Here is an 18,616-nt window from a genome sequence, read left to right as displayed (position 1 = left end):
GCCCGACTCGTTACCGAAGGCCACACACTCACACACGAGCTGTTGGACGAGCTGCCGCCCAGCCGGAACCAGCGCTACGTCCGGCAACTCCTCGACCACACCGGCATTTTGGACGAGCGGAACGAGGACCTCGAACGCATCCCCGGCTGGCTGGAGCACGAACTCGCGGACAAGCCGGACGCGCACGTCAACCTCGCCCGCCCGTTCCTGCACTGGTTCTTGCTTCGGCGAGCACGCCAGCGGGCCGCCACCCGCCACCATCCCGCCTCCGCCGACCGCGACCTGCGGCGCCGCGTCAGCGTCGCCCTGGACTCCCTGGCCTGGATGGACCAACGCGGCTTGGCTCTTGCCGACCTCGCCCAGGAGCACATCGACGACTGGATCACCGGAGCCACCAGCCAACGTCGCTACCTGATCCGATACTTCCTGAAGTGGACCACGAGCCGTCGGCTCACCGGCGAGCTCACCGTCCCCTCTATCCCGAGGCAGAGCCCCAGAACCTGCTCGATGAGGACGACCGATGGCCACTCCTCCAGCGATGTCTGACTGACGATGTCCTGCCTACGGACGTCCGGGCTGCCGGCGCGATCACCCTGCTGTTCGGTCCGTCCACCGAGCGCCTTTGCCATCTGACGCCCGAACACCTCAAGTTCGGCGACAAGCACGCCCACCTCGTCCTGGGCCGCCACCCCGTGTTGCTGCCTCCACGACTCGCCGAGCTCCTTCGCCACCTTGCCGAACAGCCCCAGCTACGGCCGCAGCTCTCGCGAGTCCACGCGGGCCCCAGGTGGCTCTTCCCGGGGATGGTCCCGGGCAAGCCGATCTCGACCCACGGCATGACCCAGAAACTCAACCGGCACGGCCTCCCGGTTCGCACCGCGCGCAACGCGGCGCTGGCCGCCCTCGCTGCTGATCTCCCCAGCCCGATCCTCGCCGACGTGACCGGGATGCACCGCCACACAGCACTCCGCTGGGTCGCCGACGCCCGACGCGACTGGGCCGAATACCTGGCGGCCCGGGCCGCAGACGACGAGGAAACTCCTCCTCTCTAACGAGGCAGAGGTATCAGGCGCCGTACTTGGCTGGCCTCGCGGTCTCGCCCGTGTCCGTATCCCGCGCGCACACCCTGGTGGATGAGGTGTCACCGCGATGGACGATGACGACTGCTACGAGGCCGACGGCCAGGCCGAGAGCGGTCTGCGGACCGAACGTTTCGCCGAACATGAGGGCTCCCCAGACTGCCGTGACCGGGGCCATGAGGAACATGAGCGTGTTGACCTTCGTAACTCCAGAGCGCCTCAGGATGAGCCAGTACAGCCCGTATCCGCCGAAGGTCGACAAGGCTACGAGCCAGATGATCGCGGCCCAGAACGAGAACTCAGCGGGCGGCTTCGCGGCTCCGACGCTCACGGCAAGTGCCGTGAAGATGACGGCACTGGTGGCGCAGTGGACGGTCAGCGACACTGCGGGCGCGACCCGCGCGCGGGAGCGGCTTTCGAGGAACGTGGCCGCTACCAGCGAGAACATGCCGAGGAAGGGGATGAGATAGGCCCACCAGGCCGCACCGGTGCCGACCGCGGCATCGGCCGTGGTGACGATGGCGACGCCGCTCACCCCCAGGCACAAGCCGAGCCACTGCTTGTGTGAGACGTGCTGACGCAACAACGGTCCGGCAAGTGCTCCGGCGACGAGGGGCTGGACGCCGTCGATCAGGGCTGTGGTGCCGCTGGAGACCCCGAGTTGGATCGCGTAGTAGACGGTGAGCAGATAGCCGCTCTGCGACAGCATGCCGATCACGGCCTGCCGGGCCACATCCCGCACCGCGAGGTCCCGCCACGACGTTCTGGAGACGGTGGCAATGACGATCAGGATGACGGCCAGCGGCAGGAACCGCCACATCAGGATCGTGACCGCAGACGCACTGCCCGCGCCGAGCTTGGCTCCAATGAACCCGGAACTCCAGCAGATCACGAAGGCGATCGAGAGCAGGAAGTTCACGCCTCACCCTCCACTAAACAGATCGGTATACCCATCGGCTCACTATACAGATCGGTATACTCCTGAGGTATGGGCACTACCGAGAGGCCGCGACGGATCACGATGACGCCTGCCGCACGGCGCGTCCTGGAGGCCGCCGCGAGGCTGTTCTACGAGCGCGGCATCCATGCCGTCGGGGTGGACCTGATCGCCGCCGAGGCCGGGGTGACGAAGAAGACCCTCTACGACCGGTTCGGTTCCAAGGAGCAGATCGTCGTGGAGTACCTCGCGGATCGTGATGAACGCTGGCGGGCCTTCCTCGCCCAGTGCCTCGACGCCGCACAGCCGGTGTCGGCAGCGCGCGTCCTGGCCGTCTTCGATGCCTCACGCGCGTGGTCGGCGAAGAACAGTTCCAAGGGGTGCAGCATGGTCAACGCTCACGCCGAGATCAGCGATCCGGCCCACCCGGCCTACCCGATCATCACCGGGCAAAAGGAGTGGATGCTCGCCCTATTCACCGACCTCGCTGGAGACATCGCCCCAGGCGGGGCTGTCCAACTGGGACGGACGCTCATGCTGCTTCACGAAGGGGCGCTCGTCGCCCACGGCCTGCACATCTTCCCGGACCCCATCAGCCATGCCCGCGAACAGGCGCAAACTCTCCTCGCCACCACAGGGGGCGCCGCAGCGAAGCGATGAGGAGATACCCAGAAGACCGCTTCCAAGAGCCGGAAGGAGGGGGAATAGTGCACGTTCGGAATAACACCCCTCCGCCAGTAGTCCTGGCCCTGCGCCGCGGCTGCTGCACCCGCGTGGAGCGGGACGACGGAACCGCCCGGTTCGAGATCCGCGGCCGGCACTTCAAGGGCGTCCTTGACGAGGACGGCAACGCGATCGGAGAAGGCGAGGAGCGAGCGGACCCGTGGATTGTGCTGGACCCGTCGCGCGCGCCATCGCCGTCGTCGAAGAACTTGAAGCCGGCGAGCAACTGTTCACCCGCACCCTCCACCGGCACGCGAAGGACACCTGCATGCCTCGCACGGGGCTGTCCTCCGACACCGCCGTGGAAAGGATCCGCGCTTTCACTGCCTGGGCCAACCAGCTCGCGATGGATCACGACCGGCCGCACGAGCTGATCCCGGACGACCCTGACGGCGCCGTTGCCCTGCACCGCTTTCGCCGCACCATCGCCTGGTTCATCTACCGCCGGCCCGGCGGTCGAATTGCCCTGGCGGTGCAGTACGGACACGCCGCCACCGCCATGTCCGAGTCCTACGCAGGCCGCTCCCAAGCAGACATGCTCGACGTCCTGGACCAGGAGAAGGGCCTTGCCTTGGCCGAGACGCTCACCGAGGCAGGCGAGCGCATCGCCGCCGGCGAGAGCGTCAGGAGACCGTGCCCGAGTCGGCGCGAGCCCGCGCGGACAATCAGCAGCAGGACCTGACCCGCATCCGCGCCGAACGCGACGATCTGCGTAGCCAGGCGCAGCTCTTGGCCCGGATCGTCCAGGTCCTGGAGATCGAGAACCACCAGCTCAAGGAGGCCAACACGAATCTGCGCGGGCAGGTGGCCGCCCAGGGAGCAGTCCGCGACCTGACCCGGCGACGTCGAACCTGACTCCGCGCGACGAGACGCAGGGGCAAGCCGTCGCCGGATTCGACGCCTTTGCGTGCGAAATATGCCCCCGCCCGGTGTCCACCGGGCGGGGGCATGGCACGGCCGGACCACATCACGGTCCGCGATAATTGACGGTTACCGCGTTGCGGTGGCCAGTGCCGCGCGGATGGCGTCCTCGCCGACCGGCTGGCCCTTCTCGTTCGAGTACGGCCCGTACGGTGTTCCCCACACCGGCGTGCCCGTCGCCTGCCGCCAGTTGTCGGCCAGCGTTCCCGCGTCCACCACGCTGTAGCCGATGGAGTCGATGAATTCGGTTACCGCCGCCTTCGCCGGTGCGGAGTCACCGGCGATCGGCAGGTAGGAGCGGTCGGCCGCCCCAGCCGGGCGTGCGAGTGACAGCAGGTGCTTGAAGAAGATGTTGTTGAACGCCTTTACGAGCAGGGCGTCCGGGACGTACCGCAGAAGCAGCTCGCTCGAGGTGAGGGACTTGTTGTCGAGCTCGGGGATGTGCCCGTCACGCTCGGGGCCGTAGTTGCAGGTGTCGATGACCGTCTTCCCGGCCAGTGGCGCGGCGGGCACGTGGGGGAAGGCGCTGACCGGCACCGTGACCACGACAATGTCACCGGCCGCTGCGGCCTCTTCGCTCGTCGCCGCGGACGCCCGCGGCCCCAGTTCCGCGGCCGTGTCCACGAGCGTTTCGGGACCGCGCGAGTTGCTGAGCACCACCTGGTGCCCGGCCCCGACAGCGAGTTGCGCGATGGTCCTGCCGATGCTTCCGCTTCCGATGAATCCCACAGTCGTCATAATCTCAACGTCCTTCAGAAGAGCCGAACTTGCCGGTTGCCGTGCTCGTTACGATCCGGTTCCCGCCGTCAGCCGGCGGGAAAATAATGGCCGTTGTCCAGATCGGCGAGCAGGCCGGGCCGGGCGGGTTCCCAGCCGAGGGTCCGGCGGGTGATGAGGTTGGACGCCGGGTAGCTCTGCGTGACGATATTCGTGAGGAACCCGAAGTACCCCGGCGTCATCAGGGCATCGTTGGGAACGCTCACGGCGGGCAGGCCCAGGCGGCCGGCGATGGCCTCGGCGATGTCGCGGAACGGGATGCCCCCGTCCTCGACCGCGTGCCAGTATTTGCCGGCCGGCCCCTTCTCCAGCGCCAGGCGGAACAAGGTGGCGGCATCGCGGATGTGCACGGCGTTCCACAGGTTCGCGCCGTCGCCGTGGTAGCCGACGAACCCCTTTTCCTTCGCGAGCGCGATCAGCGTGGGGAGGAAGCCGGCACGATCGGTCGTGCTGTGCGCGATGTTGGCGATCCGCACGACCGAAGACCGCACCCCCTGCTCGGCGAGGTCGACAACGGCCCTTTCCACGACGTTGCGGACCCGCAGGGTGCCCTTGTGCTCCTCGCCGGCGGGGAGGGCCGGGTCCTCCTCGGTGGCCGGCCGCTCCAGGTTCCCGGGCGAGCCGATGCTTCCCGCCGTGACCAGCGGCTTTCCGGTTCCCGCGAGTGCCTCGCCGTACGCGAGCATGATCGGGAGCTCCGCGGCGGCCACGGCGTCGAGCCCGCCGGAGGGAAGCAGATCCTGCCTGTGCGCGACGTGAATGACGCCATCGGAGTCCGCGGCTGCCTCCTTGAGCCCGTCGAGATCCTGGAGGTCGCCGCGACGCACCTTCGCGCCGAGCGCGGACACGGCCGCCGCGGCCGCGTCCGACCGGGCCAGGCCGGTGACCTCGTGCCCGGCGGCGATGAGCTCGGGGATGATGTACGAACCGGAATGGCCGGTCCCCCCAGCAACGAATACGCGCATCTAACTGTCCTTGTGAGGGTAGGTGCAGGGTCTTTTCGTGCCGTAAGTGAACTGGCGTAATGCGGCACGAGAGGTAGTGGTAGGGGTGCGCTCAGCCGAGAAGGGTGATGCCGAGGGAGAAATTGGCGTGCTTGACGGAGTGGTTCATGAGGCCCAGCTCCAGCAGGCCGACGTTCTCCAGTGCCCGCGCCATGGACAGCTCCCCGGTGTCCCAGGGGCGCAGCCCCAGGCTCTCGACGAACGCCGACACGCGTGCCTTCGCCTGCGCGTCGTCGCCGGCGATGAACACGTCCAGAGGGCGGCCCTCGGCCGGGCCGGCCGCCAGAATGTGAGAGAACACAGTGTTGAACGCCTTGACGACATGCGCGTCGTCGGGAGCCGCCTTGGCGATCTCCTGTGCGCCGGAACTGTCGTCGGGGACGACGAAGCCCCGCAGGTCGGGGGCTACGGGGTTGGTGATGTCGACGATAATCTTGCCGCGCAGTACGTCCCCGTACTCCCTCACCACCGCCGCCGCGCCGGCGTACGGCGCGGCGAGGATAACGATGTCCCCGGCCGGGGCGGCCCCGGCCGTCCCGACCGTGGCGCCGCCGAGCGTGGCGGCCAACTCCTTGGCCTTGGCCGGGTCGCGGCCGATGATCTCGACGGCGTTACCGCCGGCGAGCGCCCGGCCGGCCAAAGCACGGGCCATGTTTCCCAGTCCGATAATGCTGATGCTGCTCATCGGTGTTCCTGCTTTCCGGGCTTGGACCCTGCTGTCAACTTCCAGTGTCGAATTCTTGGGTCGAATTCACTTCGGCGCCCTTAAGCGCCTGCTTTCAGGCTGCCATCGGGTCTGAGTGGGTGTCCAAGACCTCTTGAAGCTGTGGTGATACCCTGAAGGCATCACCGGGCCGGGAGGTGCCATGGATCTGGATCTGCGCAAACTGCGTTACTTCGTCACCGTGGCCGACCGGCTGCATTTCGGCCGCGCCGCCGATGAGCTCCATATCGCGCAGCCGGTGCTCAGCCGGCAGATCCGGGCGCTTGAGCAGGATCTCGGCGCCTCGCTGTTCACCAGGGATCGCCACGGAGTAGAGCTGACAGACGCGGGCCGGCAACTGCTGGCCGACGCCGGTCCGCTGCTCGCCTCAACCCACGCGGTCCGCCGCCGGGTGTCCGCGGCCGCCCGCGGCAACCGGCGGCTGATGGTCGGTTTCCGGGCCGGCATCCCGGTCATGCCGGCGGCGCGGGCGTTCGAGGACCGGCACCCGGACGTGGTCGTGGACGTGCAGCGGATCGAAGGGGACAACCAGGCTGCGATGCTGCTCGACGGCCGCGTCGACGTCGGCTATGTGCGGCTGCCCATCGACGAGGCCGGCCTGCGCGTCACCCCGCTGTACACCGAGCCGCGGGTAGCGGTACTGCCCGCCGGACACCGGTTTGCCGACAAGGAGGAGGTCACCGAGGCCGACCTGGCCGGCGAACCGCTGGTCTGGCACGGTGACCCGAGCACGCAGCCCACCAAGCGCCCGCACCCTAATGCCGGGTACCCGGTGCGCGGGGTGGACGAGACGCTTGAGCATGTCGCGGCCGGACGGGGCATCTCCTTCCTGGCCCGTTCGGCGTCCGTGTTCTACTCGCATCCAGACGTCGTCTATGTGCCCATCCCGGAACTGGCGCCCGACCAGGTGTGCCTCGCGGTGGCGGCATCGCACACCTCGCTGGTAGTGGATGACTTCGTCACTGCGGCTCAGTCGACGGCCGAGATCACGGCAGAATGTGGGAACTATGAGATGTGGCAGCGTGGAGGCGATGCCGTCACAAGGCACGCTTGAGCAGTTCGACTGACTCCGTTCATCATGCGCTGAAGAGTGAAATGGCCTGACGGAGTGGTGCTGTTGCGGCTGACCTCTGAGACGGTTCCGTTCTTCGGCCAGCAGTTGTCTGAGGTGGCCCGGAAGCACCTGAGACCGACTGGAAGTACGTGCTGCGGACGCGGCTCAAGTCGGCTGATCGCCCTGTCGTCGGAGCGGAGCCGTTCACCGACGGTCTGCCGTTCGTAGCGTCGGGAGTCGGTCCCTGGGATCCAGAACCCGACGGCGGGTTCCAGCCGGACGTGTTGGCTGCCCGCCTGTTGGCCTTCGTTTCGGGCTGGCGTGGCCGAGATGGGCCGCTCACTGATGATCAGCGTGAATGGTTCAGCTGGCTCGGTCCAGAAGTCAACGCCGTGCTGCCCCGCGGGAGAGCGCCGCGGTGGAGTGGATGAGGGGGGTGGCAAGTCTCCGGCTCGTAGAGGTTCTGAAGATGCGGGTGGCCCGCCGGCGTCGCTGGCGGGCCACCCGCATCTTCAGAACCTCTGCCAGCCGCGTACGAGTTCTTCATGCGCCACCGCGTACGGACGTATGTGATCAGCCGTCTGTTCGAACCGGCGGCGCGTCAGCGCCCTGGGCCGAGACGACGGCCTCGAACTCCGGCAACCTTCGAGGGTCGCCATTCTCCCCGGCGGCTTCTGCTGCGGCCTTCAACAGGCGGGCGGGGCGGCCAGTTCCGTTAAAGCCTGCGATGCCAGGTGCCGGGCGGCTGGTATCGCGTGCCGGCCGGTGCAGCCGCGTGACCGGTAGCGCGTCCAGCCCGGCCGCGATGTGCCACGTTAACTCGACACTTCCTCCCGTCGTCGGTCATCGCTGGCTGTGGCGGGGATGGCGTTGTCGATGAGGACGGCGGCGATGGCGGCGGCGGTGGGGAAAGCGTCGGCGTTGAGGACCCGGGTGCGGGCCGCGGCGCCGTCGATGAGCAGCGCGAGCTGCTCGCCGAGCTGTTCAGGGTCGGCGGCGCCGGCTTCGCGGGCGGTGTCGGCGAGCCGCGCGGCGACGGCTTCCTTGTAGTCGCGCGCGTACTGGGATGCGGGGTGCTGGGGGTCGTGAAGTTCGACGGCGGCGGCGATGTAGGGGCACAGGGGGGTGGTGGGGGGGATGTCGAAGGCGGCGAGGAGCCGTTCGCGGGGCGTGAGGTCGGTGCGGTCGAACACGCCGGACAGAACGGAGGGGTCGAACCGGCGCAGGTACTCGGCGACGAGTTCGTCCTTGCCGGTGAAGTGCTGGTAGGCCGTGCGCTTGGACACCTGGGCCGCCGCGCAAAGCTGGTCCATGCCGGTGCGGTTGATGCCCTGCTCGCGGAACAGTTGCTGGGACGCGCTGATGATGCGCTCGCGGGCGCCCCGGCCGCGGCGGCGGCCCGTGGGGCCCTTCTCCAACTCCGTCATGGCTCCATCGTACCGCAGCTAGGTAACGACCGGTGTACATAGTTTGCGCCCCGGCCGCCCGCCCCGTACCGTAAGCACACAGGGCGGTGTACATAACACCGTCGCCTCAGGTGCACACGGCACCACCGACTCAAGGGAACGACTATGGGAAAGCTTGACGGCAAGGTCGCGGTCATCACCGGCGGCACCACCGGCATGGCGCTGGCCGGCGCGAAGCTGTTCGTCGACGAGGGAGCGCACGTCTTCATCACCGGCCGCCGCCAGGACGCCCTGGACGAGGCCGTGAAGCAGATCGGCCGCAACGTCACCGGCGTCCAGGGCGACGCCGCCGACCTGGATGACCTGGACCGCCTGTACGACACCGTCAAGCGGGAGAAGGGAAGCCTCGACGTGCTGTGGGCCAGCGCCGGAGGGGGCGAGCCCGCCCCGCTCGGCGAGATCACCGAGGCCCACTTCGACGCCGCGTTCTACCTCAACGCCCGCGGCACCCTGTTCACCGTCCAGAAGGCCCTTCCGCTCTTCAACGACGGCGGTTCCATCCTCATGACCGGCTCCAACGCCTCCCTCGGCGCCTTCCCCGGCTGGAGCGTCTACGCCGGCAGCAAGGCCGTCCAGCAGGCCTGGGCCCGCGTCTGGCTCAACGAGCTCAAGGACCGCCGCATCCGCGTCAACGTCCTGACCCCCGGCCAGGTCGCCACCGCCAAGCAGGAAGAACTCTTCGACGAGGCCACCAAGCGCCAGTTCGAGTCCCTCATCCCCCGCGGCCAGATGGGCCGCCCCGACGAAATCGCCACCGCCGCCCTCTTCCTCGCCTCCGACGACTCCAGCTACGTCAACGGCATGGAACTCGTCGCCGACGGCGGCACCACCGCCATCTAAACCGAACAACACACAATCAGGGCAGGACATCTCATGAGCAACATCAGCATCATCGGCACCGGGAACATGGCCCGCACCATCGGCGCGCGGGCGATAGCGGGCGGCAACACCGTCGAGGTCATGGGCCGCGATCAGTCCAAGGCCGCTGACCTGGCCAAGGCTCTCGGCGGCGGCGCCACGACGGGAGAATGGGGCACCGCCCCGGCTGGGGACATCGTCATCGTGGCCCTGCTGTACGACGGCGTCGTGCCGGTCGTCGCCCAGTACGGAGACGCTCTCGCGGGCAAGGTCATCGTCGACATCAGCAATCCCTTCAACTCCACGTTCGACGGGCTAGCCCACCGCGAGGAGACCTCGATCGCGCAGGAAGTCGCCAAGGCCGCCCCGGCAAGCGCCAGCGTGGTGAAGGCGTTCAACACCATCTTCCGCCATGTCCTGGAGAAGGGTTGGCCCGACGTCTTCATCGCTGGCGATAATGCGCAGGCCAAGGCAAGTGTGGAGGCGTTCATCGAGACCCTCGGGCTGCGCCCGCTGGACGTCGGCGGCCTGAAAATGGCGCACTGGCTGGAAGGAGCGGGCGTGGTCACGGTGGGCCTCGCCAACCACGGGGTGGGTAACTTGGACTTCGCCCTCAGCATCACCGAACTTCCCGTCTGAGTTAACGGTTGACGGATCACCGAAAGGACTCGCCAAGTGAGGCCGTGGCGAGTCGGCGGGGTAGCCGTCCCGCACGTCCTCCTCGAAGGCGAAGATCACTCCGTCAGGTCGATGACCGATCCGTCCAGCCGTGCTTCGGCCGCCTCCAGCCCCCGGGCCGCCGGGCCGCCGGCCAGCCGTCGGTGAACTCGGCGAGCAGCCTGGTCACGCGCGTCTGGGTCTGGCTGTTCGTCAAGGCCGTAGCCCGGTGGCGTGCGCCAGCTGGACGACCAACTGCGAGCACCGATAGTTCTCCGGGCGGATCACGCGCCGCATGGCTGTGCCCTTGGGATTGATGCAGATCAGCTCACGCGTCCCGATCCGGGACACCTGCCTGCCCCGCTCACGCGGCTTCGCCGCCTACCGGGACCTGCGTTCTCCTCGTCCGGGCATCAGACCGCCTGCCGTTCTGCCAGACGGCTCGCGTTGACGGCGTAGGTCTTGTTCTGGTCGTTTCACTCCGCAATCGCCCTCGCAACCAGCAGGTTCGTCCGCCGGATGTAGCGCAGAGACCGCATCGTGGAGCTGGCGTGTCCGAGCAGCCGCTGAACGATCAGCAGATCGTCGAGGTTGGCGTGTTCGGCCAGCAAACCATCCTGTCCGCCCTCGGCGATCTTCTCGGCGAGGGCGGACAGGATCATCTTGGTCAGGATTTCCAGCACGATCACGGCGTTCGCCGCCTTCTCTGGCAGCATCTCGACCGCGCACCGCCGGGCAGACCGCTGCGAGCCATGTACCTGTCGGCCATGGTCAGTTTGCGATGCTGTCCAGCCGCGAAGGCGTAGTACAACTGCAAGCGCAGTGAGGGAACGGGACACAAGCAGGCCGTGATTGCTCTCGCCCACCGGCTCCATGTCCTGTGGGCAATGATCCGTTACGGAGAGTGCTCCCAAGGTTCACATCCCATCACCCCGGCTGCTCGACGACCTCGATGGGAAGCTCCTTCCCGGCCGCGAGGGCCGCTTCGAGCCCGTCCCTGCCGTGAATCCCAAGCTTGCGGTAGGTACTGGTGAGGTGGCTTTCGACGGTGCGCCGCGTGACGCGCAGGAAACTGGATATCTCCGTATTCGTGCGTCCCTCGGCAGCGAGTTCGGCGACCCGGCGTTCGCTCCCCGTGAGGGCCTCGGAACCGGTAAAGGACGCGTACGGGCGACGGGCACCGACCGTGCGCAGGTCTCTTTCCACGGCAGTACGAAGTCGCGTGGAGCCGAGCCGCTCCGCCTGCTGTGCCGCCTCCTGATAGTGCTCTCGCGCATGCGCTCGCTGTCCCGAAGAAGCCAGCTGCCGGCCGTGACTGAGCAGCGCAGAGACGAGCTCCCCGGCGTCGGGTGACTGTCGCAACATACGCACAGCCTCCGCCCCGAGTGCGAGTGCGTCCTGCCCTCCGGTCGCAGCCGCGACTGCGTGGAGCGCACGGCCAACAGCCCGGGAGGTGTTCCATATACGGGCCAGCCGGAGCTCCTCATGCGCCAAGGCCAGTGCCGCCGAACGGTCACCCATGGCAAGGCGGCATGCGGCTGCAGCCGTACGCCACGGGACGACAACTGGACTGATGACAGCATGTGCCGAGAGTCGGCGACCGCAGTCGAGGAAGTCGTGCAGGGCGCCCGCGACGTCTCCCCGAGCGGCTCGCAGGGTCCCGCAGGCATAGAGGAAGCGGCTCAGTTCCCAGGAATCCGTCGCCTCGCTCAGGTCCACGCCTTGCATGAGGCGCCGCGCCTCCTCGAAACGGCCCATTTCGGTGAGCGCGTGCAGTGCGTAGGAGTCCATTCCGGCAGGGCCCGGCCGTCGATTGGTGGTGGTCGCTACATGCTCCGCAAGCAGCATCTTGTAGTCGCCACGGAGGGCTGCGATCTCTGCCCGCACTTCGAGCAACATCTGCGCGACTGGATGCAGACGCGTCCAGTGCCTTTCTGCCAGCCCGCGCTCCGCGAGGCTTTCCGCTTCTTCCAGCGCATCCGCCCACAGGGCAACCGTGGCAGCAGCGCCTAGAAGGAAGGGCTCCGAAAGTTCGTCGGCGGGTTCGCTCAGCAATCCCCGCACCTGCGTCATCGCCCGGCGAGAAGAGACTTCCCCGGCTATGGCCGCGTGCCGGATGAGGAGAGCCCGTCCAGCGGCACCGAGAGCTTCCACGCCATGAGCGGTTCCGTCCAACAGCCTTCGATATTCCGCCGAGCGCAGGCCTTGCTCCCGATCAGTCAGCAGGACCGTGGCGGCTTGGACGCTCCGGGCCGCCATTGGATGTCCGCCGAGCTCCCGCTCTGTTTCACGCAAGAGGCACACGGCGTCCCGGATTTCCCCTCGTCCCGTGAGCGCTGTACCGAGCGCGATGGCCGTCCGAGCCCGGTCATTCGGGCCGGCAGCCACGATCAGGGCCTCGTGGAGCCGTTGGACCCCGGCCGAGCTGTTGCCGTACGTGTACTCCATCGAGCCCAGCTCGTTCAGCAGGCGCTGTCGCGATGCGTCGGAATCCGACTCCTCCAGTCCCCGGCGAAGGTACTGGATCGCCTCCAGCGGTCTGTCCGCGTGGGTGGCGATGCTCGCTGCGTCTTCCAGTGCCCGCAGGGCCCAGCCCCGCCCGACGGGCCCACTGCGCATGAGTTGTCGGGCGACCGCTTCGGCATGATCGCCTCGACGGAGCATCACCTCGGCAAATGAGCGGCTGACTGCCTCCCGGCGTTCGGTCGGCCAATCCCCTAGCACGGCGTCGCGCAGTAGGGGGTGGGCGTAGCGCAGGGAGCCATCAGCCCCTTCGCGGAGCATGCCCAGGCGCGTCATGGCGGTGAGCCAGCCCAGTGTGCGTGCCGAGTCGGTACCGCACGCCTCTGTCAGGAGCCGTACCAACTCGCTGTACGGCTCCCGCAGCCCGTCCTGGTCCGCGACCGCCAGGGCACGTGCCACCTGCGTGGTGTCTTCTCCGGCGCTGCTCAGCCACCAGTCAACCGCCGCGGGATATGCCCCGGGATACAACGCGGCCGACGTCTCGGGGAGGTGGGAGGAGGAACAGTTTCCTACATCCTCCAGCAGCGCGTGCAGCAGAAGTGGGTTGCCTGCGCAGGCACGCACACACTCCGCGATCCACTCGGTCGTGGCCGAAGGGGTGACCGTGCGGACAAGTCCGGCCGAGGCGGCCTCGCTGAGGGGAGCGAGTGTATGCGCGATCGCGCTGGACGCTGACAATGCCCTGCTCAGGTCCGGGACGGGAGGAAGGATGTCGTATTGGCTACGTTCAGTAACTACGAGCAGGATCGGTAAGCAGTCAATGCGCCGGGCGGTTTCGATGAGCCAACTACGCGACGCCGGGTCGGCGAAGTGCGCGTCGTCCACGGCCAGCAACAGGGGGAATTCAGCGGAGGTCGCCTGAAGGGCCTGCCACAACCGCGGTCCGTCCTCACGCTCTTCCGCGGAGCCGTCCTTCTCCTGGAAAGTTCCGGCAGCACCCATGAGGCGGAACGCGGAGGACAGGGGCGACGTGGAGTCTTCGCGCGAGCAGCGCGCACTCAGCACACGGAATCCGCTACTGTCCGCCCGCCCGATGGCGGCCTCCAGGAGGGCGGAGCGGCCGGTGCCCGAGGCTCCGCGGAGCCGAACGAGACGCCCGCGGCCGCCGCTCGCTCTACTCAACTCCGATGCCAGTAGCTCAAGCGCGTCGTCGCGTTCCAGTAGATGTGCCATTTGCTCTGCGCCTTTGGTGTTGCCGATCACTATTTCGGCGGCCCTGGTGGGGTGGAGGAGTGGTCTGATACGACTGTGAGACGACGCCCGGAGAGGTGCAGCAGCTCAAGTGCGGCGATCCGGTGTTGCACAGCCGGGCCGGTGGGGCCGACACCTGGGACTGTCGCTGAGTGACAAGGCTTGCATAGCGCCCCGAACAGGCGACTCTGCGACTCTGCCGCCGGAGAAGCCAAGCGGTGCCCGTATACCCGACCGTCTTGTGTCCCGCGGCCCCGCGCCGGCGACGATCGTGGAGGCGACCCGCGATAGCCGGGGTGCGCAACTACGCCGACCAGGTCCGCGACTGCGACGACCTCAACGAGCGCGGTTGGCCCAACGAGAGCGGCAACACCCGGTCCCCGGGTTCGACGCACGCCGGTCCGTTGGGGACAACGGAAAACCTTGTGGCCGGAACCGGCGCGCGCCGGGGATTGTTGTCCCAGAACCGCGTGTGGTCAGCGGTGTTCAGGATTGGTGTTGTCGGGGTGGCAACCGGCGTCCCAGGCCGAGCGCTGGTTGCCATAGGCTGGGAAGCCACCAGTGCTACGGATCATCGACGCGAGGTGGAGCAGGTTGTAGGTCATGAACGAGATGTTCCGGTTGGCGAAGTCGTTGTCCGGGCCGCCGGAACCTTCATCGAGGTAGGAGGGGCCTGGGCCGACCTCGCCGAGCCAGCCCGCGTCGGACTGGGGCGGGACGGTGAAACCGATGTGCTGCAGGCTGTAGAGGATGCTCATCGCGCAGTGCTTGAGGCCGTCCTCGTTGCCCGTGAGCAGGCAGCCACCGACGCGTCCGTAGTAGGCGTACTGACCCTGCTCATTGAGCACGCCGGAGTAGCCGTAGAGCCGCTCGATCACCCGGCGGGTCACTGAGCTGTTGTCACCGAGCCAGATGGATCCACCGATGACCAGGATGTCGGCAGCGAGGACCCGAGGCAGCAGTGCGGGCCACTCGTCGGTATCCCATCCATGCTCGGTCATGTCCGGGCGGACGCCGGTGGCGATGTCGTGGTCGACGGCGCGGATCTGGTCCACACTCACTCCGTTCGCCTTCATGATCGCCACGCTACGGTCGATCACACCCTGGGTGTGACTGAGGTCGGGGGAGCGCTTGAGAGTGCAGTTGATGTACATCGCGCGCAGCCCGGTGAAGTCGGGCTTGCCGTTCACGGGTACGTTCATGGGGATCCTTGCTTTCAGAACAGGACGCCGTCGATCTCGACGCCGGGGAAACGGCCGTACGCGTCCGCGCAGGCACCCCTGAGGCCGAACCGGCCAACCACCACGCTGAATCGGTTGACGTCGCACCCCAAACTGGCGCGGCCACCGCACAGAGACGGCCCGCGGCACCAGTAGCTGCCCGCCTCAATAAGTAGATGACGCGTCATCTACATTAGCACTAGAGCTTGATACGTCAACTAGAAGTTGATCCATCCACTCCACCGGAGCTCACCGGGGGGCGACCGTCACCAACACTCTGACCACCCAAACGCGCCCGCGTCGCCGAAGCACTCCTTTGCACCGACCACGGGGCCCTGCACTAACGGCGTCTGAGCCAGCCTTACTCTGATCGAGCACGCTAGCCGGTGCTGCCAGGCGAATGCGCGCTCTACGACCCAGCGCATCTTGCCCGGTCCGGAGCCGTGGCCGACTCCGGACGGGGCTATGGGCGGTTTGATGCCGCGATTCCACAGCAGTCGGCGGTACTTGTCGAAGTCGTAGCCCCGGTCGGCGTACAGGTGTCGGGGCTTGTGACGACGGCGAGGCGACCTCGCGGGCCCCGGATCGGCGGGACAGCGTCCAGCAGTGGCAGGAGCTGGGTGATGTCGTGGCGGTTGCCGCCGGGGAGCGTGACGACGAGTGGAGTTCCGTGAAGGTCGCGATCAGGTGGTGGTGAGAGCCGGGGCGTGCACGGTCGGTGGGCGAGGATCCGACGTGATCCCCCCTTTGGGGGCCCGGACGTGCGCACTGTCCACGGCGCAGCCGTCCAGGTCCAGCACGTTCATGCGGCGCAGCTCGCTCAGCAGGGTGGCGTGCAGGCGCGGCCAGATCGGCACGCATTCCGGAGACCCTGCCGACCAGGATCGCCGAACGCAAGGCCCACAGCTCAACTCATCCTGAAACGATCAGTTAGGCTGGAAAACTTCTCGATCTTGGTTACTTCGAAGCCCGACGAGGCGAAGAAGTTCCGTCCCACCGGAAGGGGTCATCTTCCAGCGCGGAGCGGTCCCATTGTCCGCGCACTGCGGCGGCTTCGTAGGTTGTGTGGAGAAACTCGGTGACAGCGCGGTCAGGGTCGGGCGCGGCGCGGACGGCCTCGTAGGGCAGAAGGAACTGCTTGAACTCAGAGCTGAAGTAGGCGCCTTTGGGGCCGACCGGGTAATCGGCGAACCCGTCGGGTTCGGGGTAGGCGTAGGCGTAGAAGGCACCTTCCTCTCCACCGCCAGGCCAGAACCCGCAGCTGGACAGTTCCCGGGAGTAGCCCTCGACCATGACCCAGTCCCCGCAGTTGGGTGCGCCGCCGGGGTGCGGAGGAGCCGACCGCCCGGAGAAACGGGTGCAGGCGAGATCCATCGCGCCCCAGAAGAAGTGCACCGGGCTGACCTTGCCGACGAAGTGCGACCGGAACTCGCCCATTACCCGATTGGCCTGCAGCAGCTGTCGCCAGAACAGGGCAGCCGCTTCGCCGTCGTAGGAGGCGTGGTCGTGGTCCTCGGCAAAGGGGATCGCCGGCTCGACCTCGTTGGGGTGCGGATGGATCGGGGCCTCGATCCCGAGCTCATCGAGCGTGTGCAGGATCCGGGTGTAGAACTCGGCGACTGGCATGGGCCGGAGCCGGAAGCTTCGCGCGCCGCCGTCGCTGCTGCGGACTTCGAGCTGGTGGCCGACAAAGTCGAATTCGATCTCGAATGCCCCGGCTCGGTACGGGATGGTCGACGTCGTCAACCCGCGGGGGCTGACGTACAAGGTCACCTGCCACCAGTGATTGATCAGGGGTGCGTGGGCCATCCGGATCTTGCCCACGATCTGGGTCCACATGTGCAGAGTGTCGCGGGTGGCGGTCCAGTCCGAGACCCGGAGGCTCGGCCAGTTCGTCGCTGGTGTGGTCATCGCTTCTCACATCCTTGGCAGCGCTTTGAGAGGGTGTCGGTCGCTGAGACACGTAGATATCGATCGTTGCCGGGGCAGCAGCCGGCGTCCCAGGCCGAGCGCCGGTTGCCAAAGGCCGGGAAGCCACCGATGCAACGGATCATCGACGCGAGGTGGAGCAGGTTGTAGGTCATGAACGAGATGTTGCGGTCGGCGAAGTCGCTGTCCGGGACCGCCAGAACCCTCGTCGAGGCAGGAGGGGCGACGAACAGGGACAGTAACGTCCGCCGCTGCCACGTAGATGATGCATTATCTACATTAGCATCGGAACTTGACGTGTCAACTAGACGCCTATCCGTGCTCGCCGAGTCCTTCAACGCCACGTTCAAGCGCGAGGTACCCCAAGGCCGCAAGCACTGTCCAGCAAGTACGCGACCCGCCTCGACGCGCCCTTTGGCTGCATCGCTACAGCACCCGCCACGGCCGCTATCGACTCGGACACCGCAGCGCGATCGCCTTCTAGACAAATTCCGGAACGACGCCGACTGCGCTGCCGCCTGCGGCACGGGCCGTGCGACACCGCAGCTTGACCGCACGATATTACTGGCACAGCGCCCCGCCCCGAGGACACCGACGGGGACACCGGTCGGGTCATTCCCCCCGATCATCCAGGTTCGCGATGATCCTCTCGGCGATGGTGCGCAGTTGCGTGACCTCGGTCGCGGTGAGGCCGGAGAGCACTGCGTCACGGGCGAAGGCGTCCTGCAGCGGCAGCACTCGCTCCACGAGGTCGAGACCACGACGCGTGAGGACGGCCTGGTAGGCACGGCCCTTTTCAGGAGTGTCCTCGCGGCGGAGCAATCCGGCGGCCTCAAGTGAGCGGAGTGCATGTGACAGTCGGCTCTTGTGGAACCGTAGCGCCCGGCTCAGTCGGGTGAGGCCCATCGTGTACCGATCCGCGCCGGCGAGCAACGCGAGAATCTTGAAGTGGCTGTGCGGGATGCCGGCATCGTCCTGCGTCTTTCGCTCCAGCTCGGCTTCGACCAAGTGCGCGAGAATCACCAGTGACTGCCAGTTCTCCCGCTGCTCCTGCGGCACCCGGGGCGTAGCGACCTCGACGGATTCGGCACGAGAGCGGGCCCGCCCTCGCCCGCTCGGCCGCGGCGATGTGAGATCAGACAATCGGTCATCCACCTCCCCCGGCTCGCCAAACGGCCAAGCCTTCGTACCGTGGGCCCTATAGCGAGTTGTGGGTTCAACTCACTAGCGCAACCGCCCTGCCGAGAGAAGTCTAGTCATGCCAACTCAGCTGTCCCGTGGCCGGAACCGCGCACCACGATCCCAAAGCACCGCGCGGGTCACCCAACCACGGAGGGCGACGGCGGGCTCCGAAGCGGCCACAGCGAGGCGGTACTGCATCCGGGCGCCGATGCGATAGCTCACGATCGGTCCGAGAAAGCGCCTCTGACGGCGCACCGATACACCTCGCCGTCGGGGTGCTGCGGCTTCTCGACCAGGCGCACTGGGCCGAGGGCAGGCTGCACGTCCTCACCGAGCGCCGTCCCCGCCGGGCGGATAAGGACCACCTGGAC

General features: G+C 67.3%; 18 protein-coding genes and 2 pseudogenes. 8 read left to right on the top strand and 12 right to left on the bottom strand.

What is annotated here, in order from left to right:
• The first annotated feature begins 42 nt into the window (after positions 1-42).
• Both IF11_RS39450 and IF11_RS39445 read left to right on the top strand, forming a co-directional pair.
• A complete protein-coding gene (locus IF11_RS39450) occupies positions 43-546 on the top strand; it encodes a hypothetical protein (protein WP_051746302.1) in 504 nt (167 codons plus the stop codon).
• A gap of 290 nt (positions 547-836) precedes the next feature.
• Positions 837-1,052 (top strand): hypothetical protein, encoded by a 216-nt coding sequence (locus IF11_RS39445; RefSeq protein ID WP_157848451.1) that lies wholly within the window; start codon positions 837-839, stop codon positions 1,050-1,052.
• A gap of 13 nt (positions 1,053-1,065) precedes the next feature.
• Here IF11_RS39445 and IF11_RS0127985 read toward each other — a convergent pair whose 3' ends face one another.
• A complete protein-coding gene (locus tag IF11_RS0127985; protein ID WP_030354530.1) occupies positions 1,066-1,998 on the bottom strand; it encodes a DMT family transporter in 933 nt (310 codons plus the stop codon).
• 69 nt (positions 1,999-2,067) lie between these two features.
• On the opposite strand from IF11_RS0127985, the gene IF11_RS0127980 reads away from it, so the two are divergent.
• The 3 genes from IF11_RS0127980 to IF11_RS0127970 all read left to right on the top strand — a co-directional run bounded on the left by IF11_RS0127980 (position 2,068) and on the right by IF11_RS0127970 (position 3,594).
• On the top strand, positions 2,068-2,676 hold the full coding sequence (locus tag IF11_RS0127980; RefSeq protein WP_030354529.1) for a TetR/AcrR family transcriptional regulator: 609 nt from the start codon (positions 2,068-2,070) through the stop codon (positions 2,674-2,676).
• Between the two features lie 223 nt (positions 2,677-2,899).
• Positions 2,900-3,421 (top strand): hypothetical protein, encoded by a 522-nt coding sequence (locus tag IF11_RS0127975; protein ID WP_030354528.1) that lies wholly within the window; start codon positions 2,900-2,902, stop codon positions 3,419-3,421.
• A complete protein-coding gene (locus IF11_RS0127970; protein ID WP_030354527.1) occupies positions 3,373-3,594 on the top strand; it encodes a hypothetical protein in 222 nt (73 codons plus the stop codon). Before IF11_RS0127975 ends, IF11_RS0127970 begins: the two co-directional genes overlap by 49 nt.
• 135 nt (positions 3,595-3,729) lie before the next feature.
• Here IF11_RS0127970 and IF11_RS0127965 read toward each other — a convergent pair whose 3' ends face one another.
• The 3 genes from IF11_RS0127965 to IF11_RS0127955 form a co-directional block, all read right to left on the bottom strand.
• Entirely contained in the window at positions 3,730-4,389 is a 660-nt protein-coding gene (locus tag IF11_RS0127965; protein WP_037728786.1) for an NADPH-dependent F420 reductase, read from the bottom strand.
• A gap of 77 nt (positions 4,390-4,466) precedes the next feature.
• The gene (locus IF11_RS0127960) at positions 4,467-5,402 is read right to left on the bottom strand and encodes an SDR family oxidoreductase (protein WP_030354525.1); all 936 of its coding nucleotides are present in this window, start codon (positions 5,400-5,402) and stop codon (positions 4,467-4,469) included.
• Between the two features lie 91 nt (positions 5,403-5,493).
• Positions 5,494-6,126: an NADPH-dependent F420 reductase gene (locus IF11_RS0127955; RefSeq protein ID WP_030354524.1), complete on the bottom strand. Its 633-nt coding sequence runs from the start codon at positions 6,124-6,126 to the stop codon at positions 5,494-5,496.
• 181 nt (positions 6,127-6,307) lie between these two features.
• Between IF11_RS0127955 and IF11_RS0127950 the strand changes: the two genes are divergently transcribed.
• Positions 6,308-7,219 (top strand): LysR family transcriptional regulator, encoded by a 912-nt coding sequence (locus IF11_RS0127950; RefSeq protein ID WP_030354523.1) that lies wholly within the window; start codon positions 6,308-6,310, stop codon positions 7,217-7,219.
• Positions 7,220-8,034: 815 nt separating this feature from the next.
• Here the strand turns inward: IF11_RS0127950 and IF11_RS0127945 are convergent.
• Positions 8,035-8,646: a TetR/AcrR family transcriptional regulator gene (locus IF11_RS0127945; protein ID WP_030354522.1), complete on the bottom strand. Its 612-nt coding sequence runs from the start codon at positions 8,644-8,646 to the stop codon at positions 8,035-8,037.
• Positions 8,647-8,790: 144 nt separating this feature from the next.
• Here IF11_RS0127945 and IF11_RS0127940 point away from each other — a divergent pair, with 144 nt between their 5' ends.
• Both IF11_RS0127940 and IF11_RS0127935 read left to right on the top strand, forming a co-directional pair.
• A complete protein-coding gene (locus tag IF11_RS0127940; protein ID WP_030354521.1) occupies positions 8,791-9,525 on the top strand; it encodes an SDR family NAD(P)-dependent oxidoreductase in 735 nt (244 codons plus the stop codon).
• 33 nt (positions 9,526-9,558) lie between these two features.
• Positions 9,559-10,182 carry an NADPH-dependent F420 reductase gene (locus IF11_RS0127935; protein ID WP_030354520.1) on the top strand — a complete coding sequence of 208 codons (624 nt, stop codon included), beginning with the start codon at positions 9,559-9,561 and terminating at the stop codon, positions 10,180-10,182.
• Positions 10,183-10,676: 494 nt separating this feature from the next.
• Here IF11_RS0127935 and IF11_RS41065 read toward each other — a convergent pair whose 3' ends face one another.
• The 7 genes and pseudogenes from IF11_RS41065 to IF11_RS0127900 all read right to left on the bottom strand — a co-directional run bounded on the left by IF11_RS41065 (position 10,677) and on the right by IF11_RS0127900 (position 18,122).
• Positions 10,677-10,916: a hypothetical protein gene (locus IF11_RS41065; protein ID WP_030354519.1), complete on the bottom strand. Its 240-nt coding sequence runs from the start codon at positions 10,914-10,916 to the stop codon at positions 10,677-10,679.
• A gap of 211 nt (positions 10,917-11,127) precedes the next feature.
• Complete coding sequence (locus IF11_RS0127925) at positions 11,128-13,926, bottom strand: LuxR C-terminal-related transcriptional regulator (RefSeq protein ID WP_244888256.1); 2,799 nt, start codon at positions 13,924-13,926, stop codon at positions 11,128-11,130.
• 464 nt (positions 13,927-14,390) lie between these two features.
• Entirely contained in the window at positions 14,391-15,116 is a 726-nt protein-coding gene (locus IF11_RS0127920) for a flavodoxin family protein (protein WP_030354517.1), read from the bottom strand.
• Positions 15,117-15,520: 404 nt separating this feature from the next.
• Positions 15,521-15,985 (bottom strand): annotated as a pseudogene (locus IF11_RS39435) (transposase); the annotation flags it as partial.
• A gap of 106 nt (positions 15,986-16,091) precedes the next feature.
• Positions 16,092-17,045: a DUF5996 family protein gene (locus IF11_RS0127905; RefSeq protein ID WP_030354515.1), complete on the bottom strand. Its 954-nt coding sequence runs from the start codon at positions 17,043-17,045 to the stop codon at positions 16,092-16,094.
• Positions 17,042-17,285: pseudogene (locus IF11_RS39430) on the bottom strand (hypothetical protein); the annotation flags it as partial. The gene IF11_RS0127905 and the pseudogene IF11_RS39430, both read right to left, overlap by 4 nt.
• A 390-nt stretch (positions 17,286-17,675) precedes the next feature.
• Positions 17,676-18,122: a MarR family winged helix-turn-helix transcriptional regulator gene (locus tag IF11_RS0127900; protein WP_051746298.1), complete on the bottom strand. Its 447-nt coding sequence runs from the start codon at positions 18,120-18,122 to the stop codon at positions 17,676-17,678.
• Positions 18,123-18,616 lie beyond the last annotated feature (494 nt).

The sequence above is a fragment of the Streptomyces scopuliridis RB72 genome, from assembly GCF_000718095.1.
GTDB classification, from domain to species: Bacteria; Actinomycetota; Actinomycetes; order Streptomycetales; family Streptomycetaceae; genus Streptomyces; species Streptomyces scopuliridis.
Note: the sequence above shows the minus strand (reverse complement) of the source record. Positions and strands in the feature narration are given on the sequence as shown.

Coding starts and splice junctions, on each gene's coding strand:
- IF11_RS0127945 (WP_030354522.1), bottom strand. CDS start 8,646: ATGACGGAGTTGGAGAAGGGCCCCACGGGCCGCCGCCGCGGCCGGGGC.
- IF11_RS0127940 (WP_030354521.1), top strand. CDS start 8,791: ATGGGAAAGCTTGACGGCAAGGTCGCGGTCATCACCGGCGGCACCACC.
- IF11_RS0127905 (WP_030354515.1), bottom strand. CDS start 17,045: ATGACCACACCAGCGACGAACTGGCCGAGCCTCCGGGTCTCGGACTGG.
- IF11_RS0127955 (WP_030354524.1), bottom strand. CDS start 6,126: ATGAGCAGCATCAGCATTATCGGACTGGGAAACATGGCCCGTGCTTTG.
- IF11_RS0127960 (WP_030354525.1), bottom strand. CDS start 5,402: ATGCGCGTATTCGTTGCTGGGGGGACCGGCCATTCCGGTTCGTACATC.
- IF11_RS41065 (WP_030354519.1), bottom strand. CDS start 10,916: ATGCTGCCAGAGAAGGCGGCGAACGCCGTGATCGTGCTGGAAATCCTG.
- IF11_RS0127950 (WP_030354523.1), top strand. CDS start 6,308: ATGGATCTGGATCTGCGCAAACTGCGTTACTTCGTCACCGTGGCCGAC.
- IF11_RS0127935 (WP_030354520.1), top strand. CDS start 9,559: ATGAGCAACATCAGCATCATCGGCACCGGGAACATGGCCCGCACCATC.
- IF11_RS0127920 (WP_030354517.1), bottom strand. CDS start 15,116: ATGAACGTACCCGTGAACGGCAAGCCCGACTTCACCGGGCTGCGCGCG.
- IF11_RS39445 (WP_157848451.1), top strand. CDS start 837: ATGACCCAGAAACTCAACCGGCACGGCCTCCCGGTTCGCACCGCGCGC.
- IF11_RS0127980 (WP_030354529.1), top strand. CDS start 2,068: ATGGGCACTACCGAGAGGCCGCGACGGATCACGATGACGCCTGCCGCA.